Here is an 11,373-nt window from a genome sequence, read left to right as displayed (position 1 = left end):
CATGAAAACCATCCGCATCGGCGCCGGTGCCGGCTATTCCGGCGACCGCATCGAGCCGGCCGTGGAACTGGCCGAGCGCGGCCAGCTCGATTACCTGATCTTCGAATGCCTGGCCGAGCGCACCATCGCGCTGGCCCAGCAAGCGAAGCTGAAAGATCCAACCCAGGGCTACGATCCGCTGCTGATGGAGCGCATGCGCGCCGTGCTGCGCCCCTGCCGCGAAAACGGCGTGCGCATCCTGACCAATATGGGCGCGGCCAATCCGCTGGCCGCAGCAGAGACCATCCGCGCCATCGCGCACGAACTGGGCCTGCCCGATATCAAGGTGGCGGCCATCACCGGCGACGATGTGCTGGCGCTGGTGACCGGCGGCGACTACCTGGACGACACCGGCGCACCCGTCACGCAGCTGCAGGACCGGCTGCTGTCGGCCAACGCCTATCTGGGCGCGCAACCGCTGGTCGACGCGCTGGCGCAAGGCGCGGACGTGATCGTCACCGGCCGCGTGGCCGATCCGGCGCTGGTGCTGGCGCCCCTGATCCACGCATTCGGCTGGGCCATGGACGACTGGCACAAGCTGGGCCAGGGCACCCTGGTCGGTCATCTGCTCGAATGCGCGGGCCAGGTCAGCGGCGGCTATTTTGCCGATCCCGGCTACAAGGATGTGGCCAACCTGGCGCGCCTGGGGTTTCCCATCGGCGAAGTCAGCGAGGACGGCAGCGTCATCATCACCAAGGTGGAAGGCTCCGGCGGCTGCGTGACGGTGGCCACCTGCACCGAACAGCTGCTGTATGAAATCCACGACCCGGCCGCCTACCTGACGCCGGACGTGGTGGCCGATTTTTCAAAAGTCTCCATGCAGCAGGCCGGGCCCGACCGGGTGGCGATCACCGGCGCCACCGGCCACCCGAAAAGCGGCCTGCTGAAAGTGACCCTGGGCTACCTGGACAGCCATATCGGCGAAGGCCAGATTTCGTATGCAGGCCCGGGCGCGCTGGCGCGGGCGCGGCTGGCGCAAGCCATCGTCGCCGAACGACTGGACCTGTGCGGCGTGCGGACGCAGGAACTGCGTTTTGACCTGATCGGCGTCAACGCCATCCATGGCGCGCAGCTCTCCAGCGAGCATGCGGAACCGTACGAAGTGCGGCTGCGCGTGACGGGCCGCACGGCCAGCCTCAAGGAGGCTACGCGCATCGGCAATGAAGTCGAAACCCTGTACACCTGCGGACCGTCGGGCGGCGGCGGCGCCACCAAATCGGCGCGCACCGTGGTGGCCGTGCGCGCCACCCTGCTGGACGAAAAATTGGTAACAGCCACCATCCATTTCGGGAGCGCTGAATGACGACCGTAAACACCATCAAATTGCGCGAGCTGGCGCACGCACGGGCCGGCGACAAAGGTGATATTTCCAATCTGTCGCTGATCGCTTATGACACAAAAGACTATGCACTCTTGCTGCGCGAGGTGACGCCGGAACGCGTGCGCACGCATTTCGAGGGCGTGGTCAAAGGCAGCGTCACGCGCTACGAACTGCCGCAACTGGGCGCGCTGAACTTCGTGATGCAGCAGGCGCTGGGCGGCGGCGTGACGCGCTCGCTGGCGCTGGACGCGCATGGCAAATGCCTGGGCGCGGCCTTGCTGGGGATGGGGATCACTGTGCCTGCAAGCTGATCTGCCGCTGCGCCACCGCCCGCGCAATCTCGGCATAATGCGTCACCAGCAGCACGGCGCAGCCGCTGTCGGCGGCCGCTTCCAGCAGCAGGCTCAAGGTCTCCTGCTGGGTGATGGGATCGAGGCGCGAAGTCGGTTCGTCGGCGAAGATGAGAGCGGGTTTGAGCAGCAGCACGCGCGCCAGCGCAAAGCGCTGCAGCTCGCCACCCGAGACCTGCGACGGCAGGCGGTCCAGCAGCTGTTCACCGAGCCGCAAGCGCGCCAGCAGCGGCGCCACAGCATCCCAGCGCAAGCCATGCAGCGCCAGTACGTCACGCAGCGCGGTACGCAGACTTAGCCCGGGCGCAAAGGCGGCCGCCGGGTCCTGGTACAGCTTTTGAAACGCCGTGCGCGGCAGGCCCGTCGCACGCACGACCTTGCCCGCATCTGGCCTTAATAATCCCAGCAGCAGATTGCCGAACGTGGTTTTCCCGGCGCCGCTCTCGCCGGTGACAGCCACCACTTCGCCACGGCGAATTTCAACGCTGATGCCGGAGAACAGGCAACGCTTGCCAAACGACTTGGCGACCTTTTCCACGCTGGCGATGATCTCGCCTGGCGCACGCACCGCAGGCCGCGCCGGCCAGGCCGCCGGATCGGCCGCCAGCAGCGCGCGCACATACGCATGCACGGGCTGCGCCAGCAGTTGCGCCGCATTCCCCTGCTCGATGACAAAGCCGTCCAGCATCACGGCAATCTCGCCGCCCAATGCGCGCGCCAGCCAGACGTCGTGGGTAATGCACAGCACCGCCATGCCCTCCGCTTGCGCGGCGCGCAGCATGGCGAGGATCTCGCCCCGCTTGCCGCTGTCAAGGCCCTTGGTCGGTTCATCGACGATCAACAGCCGTGCACCGGCCGCATGGGTGGCCAAAAAGGCGACGCGCTGGGCCATGCCGCCCGAGATCTGGTGCGGATACAGACGCGCCGCATCGTCCATGCCCAGCTGCCGCAGGTCGCGCAGCGCCGCCTCGCGCGATGCGCCGGCGCTCCTGCCGGCCACCAGTTCATGGGTTTCCGCGATCTGATGCAGCACGCGCATGGTGGGGTCCAGCGCCAGCCACGGCTCCTGCGGCAGCAACGCCACTTCGCGTCCCCACAGGCGCTGCCGCGATGGCTGGTCGGCCGCATCGAAACGCTGGCCGCCGATGGTGATCACGCCTTCGGCCCGCAATCCTGGCGCCAGGGTGCCCATGATGGCTTGCGCCAGCAGGGATTTTCCCGAGCCGCTCTCGCCCAGCAGGGTCAGGACGCCGCCGGCCGCCACGCAGAGTTCCACGCCACCGACGATGGCCTTGCCGCTGGCGGCGTCAAACACGCGCAGGCCCGCCACGTCGAGGAAAAACTCACTCATGGGCGTCCCCGATCAACATCAACCCCAGCATCGTGAAAAACAGCAGCGCCACCGGCGCGCCCACCAGCCATGGCGCTTCGCTGTAATAGGGCAGCAGTTCGATCATCATCACGCCCAGTTCCGGCGTGGGCGGCTGCAGGCCGACGCCGATAAAGCCCAGCGCCGCCATCGCCAGCACGGCGCCGCCAAAGCCGAAGCGCATCAGGGTGGCCAGGCGCGGCAGCAGCACCGGCGCCAGGTGGCGGCGCACGATGTACAGCGGGCCAAAGCCCAGCAAGCGCGACGCTTCCACCTGCGGCCCGGCCAGGAGCAGCGCGCTAGCGCTGCGCGTGACGCGAAAATACTCGACCCACAGCGCCAGCGAAATGCCCACATACAAAGGCCAGAACTGGCCCGGCGCGAACGCCGCCAGCAGCAGCACCAGCAACAGGCCGGGCAAAGCCAGCACGGCGTCGGCCAGCGCGCTCAAGCCACGCTCCAGCCATCCCCCGCGCCAGGCCGCCAGCACGCCCAGCACCGTGCCCGGCACGGCCGCGCTCAGCACACTCAGCACCGCCATCGACAGGGACAGCTGCGCGCCATGGGCCAGGCGCGCCAGCATGCTGCGGCCCAGGTGATCGAGACCCAAGGGATGGGCCAGGCTGGGCGCTTCCAGGAAGCGAGAAAGGGTCTGGCTGGCCGGATCGATGCCGACCAGCGCCGGACCAAACAAGGCAAAGCCGGTGATCGCCAGCAGCAGCACAATACCGAAGCGCTTCATGCGCGCCTCGCGCGTGGGTCGAGCGCCGCGCAGGCCAGGTCGACCACGCAGTTGAACAGCACGAACAGCAATCCCAGCACCAGCGCCGTGCCCTGGATCATGGTCACGTCGCGCGCGAAGATGGCGTGCACCAGCGCGTGGCCGATGCCGGGCCAGGCAAAGATGGTTTCCACCAGCACCACGCCTTCGACCAGGTACACCAGCTGCACGGCGGTATACGCCACCACCGGCGTGGCGACGTTGCGCGCGCCATGGCGCAGCAGGGCGTCGCTGGCGCGCAGGCCTTTGCTCAAGGCGAACGCATAATAGCTTGACGCGCGCACGTCCCGCATGGCGTCGCGCGCCACCCGCGACGACACGGCAGCCAGGCCCAGCGCCAGGGTCAATGCGGGCAGCATCAGACTGCCATGGTCGGCGTGTCCCGCCGCCGGCAGCGCCTGCATCTGCACCGCAAACACCAGTACCAGCAGCAGTGCCAGCACGAACGGCGGCAAGGCGCGCAGCAATACCGACAGCGCCAGGTTGACCTTGTCGAACCAGCCGCCTGGACGCAGGCCGGCCAGCACGCCGGGCAAGGGCCCCAGCGGCAGCGACAGCAGCACCGCCATCAAGGACAGGCGCAAGGTCTGGCCCAGCTGCAAACGGATTTCATCGATCACCGGTTGCGCGGTCACCAGCGACACGCCCAGGTCGAAACGCAGCAGCCTGCCCCACCAGTCAGCCAGGGCGGCCAGCGGCGCGCGGTCCAGTCCCAGTTCGATGCGCACGGCCTGCGCGGCGGCCGCGTCGACCATGTCGTAGCCATAGCGGCCAGCCGCGATGCGGTAGGCCGTGTCACCGGGCAGCATGCGCGTCATGAAAAAACACAGGGTCCCGACCAGCAGCGCCACCAGCAGCGCTTGCACCAGGGCTTTGAATATCGTCTTCATGCGGCCTTCCAGGTCAATGCCGAAATACGGTAGCTGCGCTCGAACGGGTCGATGCTGGCGCCCGCCAGGCGGCGCGAGACGGCCATGGTCTGGCGGTACCAGACGACGGGAATCACGGGCAGGCCCTGCTGCAGTTCGCGCGCCACCTGTGCGCGCAGCCGCGCAGCTTCAGGACTGTCCGCCGGCACGCCGCCATTCGACAGCCGCGCCAGCGCGTCGCTCAATGGTGCGCTATGCCAGCCCATGGCGCCCCAGTCTCCGCCTTGGGTGCCGTAATCCTCGGCCAGGGTGGCGACCGGGTCGGGCAGGCTGCCGAAATTGCGCGCCACCAGGCCAATCTGCAGCGCGCCGCTGCGGTGGCCGGCCGGGATATCGCTGGAATTGCCCACCACGACTTTCACGGCGATGCCGACCTGGCGCAGTTCTTCCTGCACCGCGGTGGCGATCAGCGGCAGCTCGGGACGGTCGACAAAGGTGGTGAGAATAATCTCGAAACGTGTTCCGGCGCGCCGGACGATGCCGTCCGCGCCAGGTACAAAGCCGGCCTGGCGCAGCAGCGCTCTAGCCGCCGCCGGATCGCCGCGCAATGGCGCCAGCGCCGGCTGGTGCCACAGGGCCATCGCCGGGGGAAACAGCTGGCTGGCGCCCAGGTCATCGTCGCGCAGCAGCGCGCGTGCGATGCCGTCGCGATCGAGCGCCAGGCTGATCGCTTGCCGTACGCGCACGTCATTGAGCAAGGGATGGCCGGCGTTCAGTTTCAAAAAGGTGGTGCGCGGCAGCGGCGCGCTGACCAGCTGCACGTTCTGGTGTTTCAGCAGGCGGCGGATGCTGGGCGGGTCGAGTGTAAAGGCCAGGTCGGCCTGGCCGCTTTGCACCATCAGGGTACGGGTTTCCGCGCGCGAAACGCTGATATAGCGCGCGCGGCGCACCGCAGGCGGTTCGCCGCGCCACTGCTCGAAAAACGCCACGTCGAACTGCTGCGGCAAGGAGATCGCCGTGATGCGATACGGGCCGCTGCCGACGATGCGCAGCACGCGGCCGTCCGCGCCATACGACGACGGCGCGAGGATCTGGGTGCCGGAGTGGGTGAACAAAAAGGGGAGCGGCGCATACGGCTGCGCCAGGGTGACCACGATGGCGCCGCGCGACACCGTCATGCTGCGGATGCGCGCCAGCCGCAATACGCCCGGCGCGGCCAGCGCGCGCTTGAGGGACGCCAGCACGGTGCCGGCCGTCAGCGGCGAGCCGTCGTGGAATAATTTTCCCTGTTCGATGAAGAAGCGCCACTCCAGGCCATCGTTCGACACTTCCCACTCGCTGGCCACCGCCGGCAGCAGGCGGCCCCGGTCGTCCGCGTCGAGCAGGGTCTGCACTACTTCCATGCGGGTAAACATATAGCCGCCGCGCGACGGTTCCAGCCCTGTCAATTCCCACGGCCCGACCACGGTCAGCGTATCGCGGCTGGCCGGCGCGATGGCCGCATGGTCGCTGAGCGGACCATCATGCGCCTGCGATGCGGGCAGATGCAAGGCAGCACCAGTTGCCAGCAGTCGCGACAAGCGTACGAGTGCACGGCGGCGCGGCGCCAGGCGCCTGCAGTGCTCTGTCATATAAAATGAAGTCCCGAATAGTTGAAACAGACCGGAGCGACCGCATGATCTTTATTTTTCACCTGACCGACAAACCCGACAGCGGCCAACTGCGCGCCAGCGTGCGCCCCGAACATAAAGCCTACCTGGGCCTGCAGGCCGAGCGCATGGCGTTTGCGGGACCGCTGACCAGCGACGACGGCGCGACCATGATCGGCAGCCTGCTGGCCATCGATTTCGCCGACCGCGCGGCGGCCGAAAGCTGGCTTGCGAATGAGCCGTTTACCAAAGCCGGCTTGTATGGCGAGGTGAAGATCCATGCTTTTAATAATTTGTGGCCGCAGAAGGTGGGGTTTCCGGCGTGATGCAGCGAAATCCAAACCCGCGTAGGTCGGATTAGCGGCGAAGCCGCGTAATCCGACGCCACCACGGTCACGGCCAACAATGTTGTCGGATTACGGCCTGCGGCCTAATCCGACCTACGAATAATCCGCATCCAGCTCCGACCCGGCATAGTTCTCCAGGTCCTCGAACAGGCTTTTCATGCTGGCGCGCGTGAGGATTTTATGCACCACGGTGCAACTGCGGCGGTACGAGGCGATGCGGTCCAGCAGCACCGGATGGTGCTGCACCGGCACCTTGGCCACCAGCGCCGCCCAGCCCTCTTCGAAGTCCGGCTTGTTCTTGCGCACCGAACGCACGAAACGCTCGAACTCCTTTTGGCCCGTGCGCGCCATGATGCGGCCGCCGCCTTCGATGGCGAAGATGATGGCCAGCGCGATCACCCCCTCGGCATTGAGGTCGCTGTCGCTGACGGGGCCATTGTCGTGATGGCGGCGCAACCAGCCGGCCAGGCGCACCACGGCCTGGACTTCCTTGCGCTGCTGCAGCTGCACCGCATACTTTTCATGGCCGGCCCAGTTCTGGTTCGGGTCGGCCTGGCAGATGTCGATGAACAGTTCGCGCAGGCGGCGCGCCATGTAGACCGGGTCCTGGTCGTACTCGCCGACCAGCGCATCTTCGGGCAATTGCGACAATTCCTTGATCAGGCGAAAACCCACCTGGAAGGCGTGTTCGGCGCCATGCTCGACCAGGAAATCGAGCGCGGCCTGGTCGTTTTCCAGGTGCAGCGCGTTTTCCAGGCCCAGCGAGACGCAGCCCACGGTCAGGTACAGCGCCTTCTGGATGCCGTCGGCCGTGCGCTCATTGGTGAACTTCTCGGCCACCATGGCCGTGATGCCCGTCAGTTCGTCGGCCAGGTTCAGCGCCGCGTCTTCGCGCGGGTCCCCCGGCAACAGCTTGATGGCGCGCACCAGGCGCGGCAGGTTCTCTACAACTATTGCTGGCAGCATCAATGATTCCTAGCCTTGGTCAAGAAAAAATACCGGTGCCGACGCTGCGGCGCGCACCGGCGCGTGGCGCGCTGCGCGTGCTCGGCACTTGCTTGCGCAGGCGGTACAGCAATTCCTTGGTACTACGCTGCAGAATCGTCGGTTCTTCGTCCGGGTCATCCGAGTATTCCGCGTCGGCCAGATCGGCGCTGTGGCGGAAGTCGGGGAACAGTTCGAACAGGGCGCGGTCCCAGCCGTCTTCATTGGCCTGCGCCAGTTCGATCGCCAGTGGCACCACGTCGTTGTCGGACGAGGTCACGCCCGTCACATACGGTCCCTTGATGACGATCTCGCCCGCCACTTCGAGGATTTCCTTCGGCGCCATCGAGAACAGGATGGCGAACGCGGTGGCGCCCCAGTCGGTGGCCGACGCTTCCAGCAGCAGTTCGCGGCGGCGCTCGGCATCGTCGGTGGAAAACACCACGCCGTGGATATGCGCGAACAGCGACTCGGCGATGCGTTCCGGATCGTCCTCGATCTGGTCGTCGCTCCAGGTGGCGGCGATAAAGGCCAGGCTGTCGGCCCAGGCCTTGGGCGGCACCAGCAGGGTCGCCAGCGACATCTTGCCGCCGTCGAAACCGGCCAGGTGCAGGGCCGTCACTTGCGGCGGAATCGCGCTCAGCACTTCCACCACGGCCAGGTCGCCGTACTGGTCGGCCGCGTCGGCGAATGCCTGCTCGGCGTGGCCCAGGGAGCCGGACAGCACCAGTTCCGTCACCTGCTTCGTCAGCGCCGGCAGGTTGCTCTTTTGTTCAGTGTTATCGGCCATGGTCGTCTCCATCCTGGTCAAACATCTGGGCGAAATCGTCGGTGGCGCTATCTTCGTCATGGTCGTCGTCGCCGTCGTCATTGGCGGCCAACTGGTCCAGCGACTGATCGTCGTCGTCCCACAGGCGCGGATTCTTGTGCAAAAAGGCCGTGATGATGGCCTGGCGCGCCAGGTCCGGGAAGCTGTCTTCGATGGCGGCGTACATCTTGGCCGCTTCGGGCGCGGCGCACGAGGCCATCGCAAATACGCTGGCGTTGTCGCCGAATTCGTAGTCTTCGCTTTCGGCCAGCAGGCCTTTCGGGTCGCTGAAGGTGATGTGGTCGACCAGCGCGAAGGCCAGCATGTTCACGTCTTCGATGCCGCCGCCGCTGGCGTATTCGCCGACCAGCGCGTCGACCATGCTTTTATAGTTCTTGCGATTCGGCGGATCGCCGAGGATGCCTTCGATCTGGCCTTCCAGTTCACGCGACTGATAGGCGAATTCGGGGTGTACTCTTCTCATTATGTGCTTTCCAATATGCTGCGCGGCGCCGCGATGCAGGCGCCGTTGTTGTTGTTTTTCGGGGCTATGCCGCCGGCCGTCACAGGCCAGGGGCCTCAGTCTGCGGGAAGCGTGGTGCCATGCAGGCGGAATACGCCGCTCCACAGGGCATAGGCTTCCGCGTCCGGATCGATGATGATGCGGTGGTTGACGCTCTGGTCGTACTCGGCGCGCTTGGCCGGGTCGGCCAGGATTTCGTACGCCTTGGTCACGCTCTTGAAGCGCGCTTCGGCGCCGGGGGCCTGGTTGCGGTCGGGGTGGAAGCGCATGGCCAGCGAACGGTAAACCTTCTTGATCTCGTCATCGCTGGCATTGGGGGCGACACCGAGGACGTTGTATAAATTTTCCATGGCAGGCTCCGGAGGCACGTTTTTTGCAAATTAAAGTGAGATTATCCTATAGAACGGCTTGCGCGTCGCTGCCACGCTGCTTTCCGGCTGAAAATTGCACCGGAAAAAGAAGCGGCGGTACGGTAAAATGCTCTTTACTGTCACTCTTCCAGCATTGATCAATGAGCAACGATAAACCGAATACCGCCGCGCCGGCGCTGGCGCCCAATTTTTTGCGTAACATCATCGAAGCCGACCTGTCCGCAGGCGCCCACGTGCGTCCTGGCCTGCCGCAGGTGATCACGCGTTTCCCGCCGGAGCCGAACGGCTACCTGCACGTGGGCCACGCCAAGTCGATCTGCGTCAACTTCGGCCTGGCGCGCGACTACGCCGGCCAGTGCAACCTGCGTTTCGACGACACCAACCCGGCCAAGGAAGAGCAGGAATACGTCGACACCATCATGGACAGCGTGAAATGGCTGGGCTTTGACTGGGAACCGAAAGAAGCCGACGGCCAGAGCCACCTGCACTATGCCAGCGATTATTTCGACCAGCTGTACGCGATGGCCGAATACCTGATCACGGCCGGCTACGCCTATGTCGACAGCCAGAGCGCCGAAGACATGGCCGCCAACCGCGGCAATTTCGGCCAGGCCGGCAAGAATTCGCCATTCCGCAACCGCCCTGCCGACGAGTCGCTGGCGCTGTTCCGCGCCATGAAGGCGGGCCAGTTCAAGGATGGCGAACATATCCTGCGCGCGAAGATCAGCGAAGACGCGATGAGCTCGCCGAACATGAACCTGCGCGACCCGGCCATCTACCGCATCCGCCACGCGCACCACCACCGCACGGGCGACGCCTGGTGCATCTATCCGATGTACGACTACACGCATCCGATCTCGGACGCGCTGGAAAACATCACCCATTCGATCTGCACCCTGGAGTTCCAGGATCACCGTCCGTTCTACGACTGGCTGCTGGCGACCCTGTCCGAGGGCGGCTTCTTCGCCAAGCCGGTGCCGCACCAGTATGAATTCTCGCGCCTGAACCTGACGTACATCGTCACCAGCAAGCGCAAGCTGCGCCAGCTGGTCGAAGAACAGATCGTCGACGGCTGGGACGACCCCCGCATGCCGACCCTGGTGGGCATGCGCCGCCGCGGCTATACCCCGGAAGCGATTCAATTGATGTGCGAGCGCACGGGCGTGACCAAGTCCGACGGCTGGATCGACTACAGCGTGCTCGAAGGCTGTCTGCGCGAAGACCTCGATCCGAAGGCGCCGCGCACCGTGGCCGTGCTGCGCCCCTTGAAACTGATCATCGACAATTTCCCGGCAGACGAGAGCGTGGAATGCACGGCGCCCGTGCACCCGCACTTCCCCGAGCGCGGCCTGCGCACCTTCCCGATCACGCGCGAGCTGTGGATCGAGGAAGACGATTTCATGGAAGTGCCGAACAAGGGCTACTTCCGTCTGTATCCGCCGATCGACGGCAAGCCGGGCAGCCGCGTGCGCCTGCGCTACGGCTATGTGGTCGAGTGCACCGGCTACGACAAGGATGAAAACGGTAAAGTGATCGCCGTGCATTGCAATTACTTTGAAGACAGCAAATCGGGCACCGAAGGCAGCTCCACCTACAAGGTCAAGGGCAATATGCACTGGGTCAGCGCACCGACGGCGATTGCCGCCGAAGTGCGTTTGTACGACCGCCTGTTCACCGACCCGCAGCCGGACGCGGGCGGCAAGGACTTCAAGCTGGCCTTGAATCCGCTGGCCAAGGAAGTGGTGCAGGCGTGGCTGGAACCGGGTGCGGAACTGGCACAGCCGGAAGAGCGCTTCCAGTTCGAGCGCCACGGCTATTTCGCGGCCGACCGGGTCGACAGCCAGCCGGGCAAACCGGTGTTCAACCGTATCGTCACCTTGAAAGACAGCTGGCAAGCAACGAAATAAGCTGTTTCTTGCACAACAAAAAAACCGCTGCGGCGGTTTTTTTTCGTTTTAATCG

General features: G+C 65.5%; 12 protein-coding genes. 4 read left to right on the top strand and 8 right to left on the bottom strand.

The window, feature by feature from the left end; translation table 11 throughout:
* The first annotated feature begins 1 nt into the window (after nt 1).
* Together ACP7B7_RS25465 and ACP7B7_RS25460 are read left to right on the top strand one after the other, a co-directional pair.
* Nucleotides 2–1,342 carry an acyclic terpene utilization AtuA family protein gene (locus tag ACP7B7_RS25465; RefSeq protein ID WP_426078543.1) on the top strand — a complete coding sequence of 447 codons (1,341 nt, stop codon included), beginning with the start codon at nt 2–4 and terminating at the stop codon, nt 1,340–1,342.
* Nucleotides 1,343–1,356: 14 nt separating this feature from the next.
* Complete coding sequence (locus tag ACP7B7_RS25460; protein ID WP_308925821.1) at nt 1,357–1,671, top strand: AtuA-related protein; 315 nt, start codon at nt 1,357–1,359, stop codon at nt 1,669–1,671.
* On the opposite strand, the gene ACP7B7_RS25455 is transcribed toward ACP7B7_RS25460, so the two are convergent.
* The 4 genes from ACP7B7_RS25455 to ACP7B7_RS25440 are packed head-to-tail and all read right to left on the bottom strand — an operon-like array spanning nt 1,652 to nt 6,360.
* Nucleotides 1,652–3,061, bottom strand: a complete 1,410-nt coding sequence (locus ACP7B7_RS25455) for an ABC transporter ATP-binding protein (RefSeq protein ID WP_426078542.1) — start codon at nt 3,059–3,061, stop codon at nt 1,652–1,654. The genes ACP7B7_RS25460 and ACP7B7_RS25455 overlap by 20 nt on opposite strands.
* Nucleotides 3,054–3,821: an ABC transporter permease gene (locus tag ACP7B7_RS25450; protein WP_308922696.1), complete on the bottom strand. Its 768-nt coding sequence runs from the start codon at nt 3,819–3,821 to the stop codon at nt 3,054–3,056. Before ACP7B7_RS25450 ends, ACP7B7_RS25455 begins: the two co-directional genes overlap by 8 nt.
* Entirely contained in the window at nt 3,818–4,750 is a 933-nt protein-coding gene (locus ACP7B7_RS25445) for an ABC transporter permease (protein ID WP_308922697.1), read from the bottom strand. Before ACP7B7_RS25445 ends, ACP7B7_RS25450 begins: the two co-directional genes overlap by 4 nt.
* The gene (locus ACP7B7_RS25440; RefSeq protein WP_374694214.1) at nt 4,747–6,360 is read right to left on the bottom strand and encodes an ABC transporter substrate-binding protein; all 1,614 of its coding nucleotides are present in this window, start codon (nt 6,358–6,360) and stop codon (nt 4,747–4,749) included. Before ACP7B7_RS25440 ends, ACP7B7_RS25445 begins: the two co-directional genes overlap by 4 nt.
* A 44-nt stretch (nt 6,361–6,404) precedes the next feature.
* Between ACP7B7_RS25440 and ACP7B7_RS25435 the strand changes: the two genes are divergently transcribed.
* Nucleotides 6,405–6,704, top strand: coding sequence for a YciI family protein (locus ACP7B7_RS25435; RefSeq protein WP_308922699.1), 300 nt, complete (start codon nt 6,405–6,407; stop codon nt 6,702–6,704).
* Between the two features lie 114 nt (nt 6,705–6,818).
* Here the strand turns inward: ACP7B7_RS25435 and ACP7B7_RS25430 are convergent, their stop codons facing one another.
* From ACP7B7_RS25430 to ACP7B7_RS25415, 4 genes are all read right to left on the bottom strand, one after another.
* Nucleotides 6,819–7,691, bottom strand: coding sequence for a hypothetical protein (locus ACP7B7_RS25430; protein WP_308922700.1), 873 nt, complete (start codon nt 7,689–7,691; stop codon nt 6,819–6,821).
* Between the two features lie 19 nt (nt 7,692–7,710).
* Nucleotides 7,711–8,499 carry a hypothetical protein gene (locus ACP7B7_RS25425; RefSeq protein ID WP_426078541.1) on the bottom strand — a complete coding sequence of 263 codons (789 nt, stop codon included), beginning with the start codon at nt 8,497–8,499 and terminating at the stop codon, nt 7,711–7,713.
* Complete coding sequence (locus ACP7B7_RS25420) at nt 8,489–9,001, bottom strand: hypothetical protein (RefSeq protein WP_308922702.1); 513 nt, start codon at nt 8,999–9,001, stop codon at nt 8,489–8,491. Before ACP7B7_RS25420 ends, ACP7B7_RS25425 begins: the two co-directional genes overlap by 11 nt.
* Before the next feature lie 95 nt (nt 9,002–9,096).
* Entirely contained in the window at nt 9,097–9,390 is a 294-nt protein-coding gene (locus ACP7B7_RS25415; RefSeq protein WP_308922703.1) for a DnaJ domain-containing protein, read from the bottom strand.
* 161 nt (nt 9,391–9,551) lie between these two features.
* Here ACP7B7_RS25415 and ACP7B7_RS25410 point away from each other — a divergent pair, with 161 nt between their 5' ends.
* Complete coding sequence (locus ACP7B7_RS25410; RefSeq protein ID WP_308922704.1) at nt 9,552–11,318, top strand: glutamine--tRNA ligase/YqeY domain fusion protein; 1,767 nt, start codon at nt 9,552–9,554, stop codon at nt 11,316–11,318.
* Nucleotides 11,319–11,373 lie beyond the last annotated feature (55 nt).

Origin of the sequence: Janthinobacterium sp. PSPC3-1 (assembly GCF_049896105.1) — a bacterium.
Classification (GTDB): Bacteria; Pseudomonadota; Gammaproteobacteria; order Burkholderiales; family Burkholderiaceae_D; genus Janthinobacterium.
The sequence above is the reverse complement of the archived record's forward strand: the minus strand, read 5'-3'. Positions and strand labels throughout refer to the sequence as shown.

Bases quoted from the DNA above. Each gene is read 5' to 3' on its own strand.
- ACP7B7_RS25465 (WP_426078543.1), top strand. From the start codon at position 2: ATGAAAACCATCCGCATCGGCGCCGGTGCCGGCTATTCCGGCGACCGC.
- ACP7B7_RS25455 (WP_426078542.1), bottom strand. From the start codon at position 3,061: ATGAGTGAGTTTTTCCTCGACGTGGCGGGCCTGCGCGTGTTTGACGCC.
- ACP7B7_RS25450 (WP_308922696.1), bottom strand. From the start codon at position 3,821: ATGAAGCGCTTCGGTATTGTGCTGCTGCTGGCGATCACCGGCTTTGCC.
- ACP7B7_RS25445 (WP_308922697.1), bottom strand. From the start codon at position 4,750: ATGAAGACGATATTCAAAGCCCTGGTGCAAGCGCTGCTGGTGGCGCTG.
- ACP7B7_RS25440 (WP_374694214.1), bottom strand. From the start codon at position 6,360: ATGACAGAGCACTGCAGGCGCCTGGCGCCGCGCCGCCGTGCACTCGTA.
- ACP7B7_RS25435 (WP_308922699.1), top strand. From the start codon at position 6,405: ATGATCTTTATTTTTCACCTGACCGACAAACCCGACAGCGGCCAACTG.
- ACP7B7_RS25430 (WP_308922700.1), bottom strand. From the start codon at position 7,691: ATGCTGCCAGCAATAGTTGTAGAGAACCTGCCGCGCCTGGTGCGCGCC.
- ACP7B7_RS25425 (WP_426078541.1), bottom strand. From the start codon at position 8,499: ATGGCCGATAACACTGAACAAAAGAGCAACCTGCCGGCGCTGACGAAG.
- ACP7B7_RS25420 (WP_308922702.1), bottom strand. From the start codon at position 9,001: ATGAGAAGAGTACACCCCGAATTCGCCTATCAGTCGCGTGAACTGGAA.
- ACP7B7_RS25415 (WP_308922703.1), bottom strand. From the start codon at position 9,390: ATGGAAAATTTATACAACGTCCTCGGTGTCGCCCCCAATGCCAGCGAT.
- ACP7B7_RS25410 (WP_308922704.1), top strand. From the start codon at position 9,552: ATGAGCAACGATAAACCGAATACCGCCGCGCCGGCGCTGGCGCCCAAT.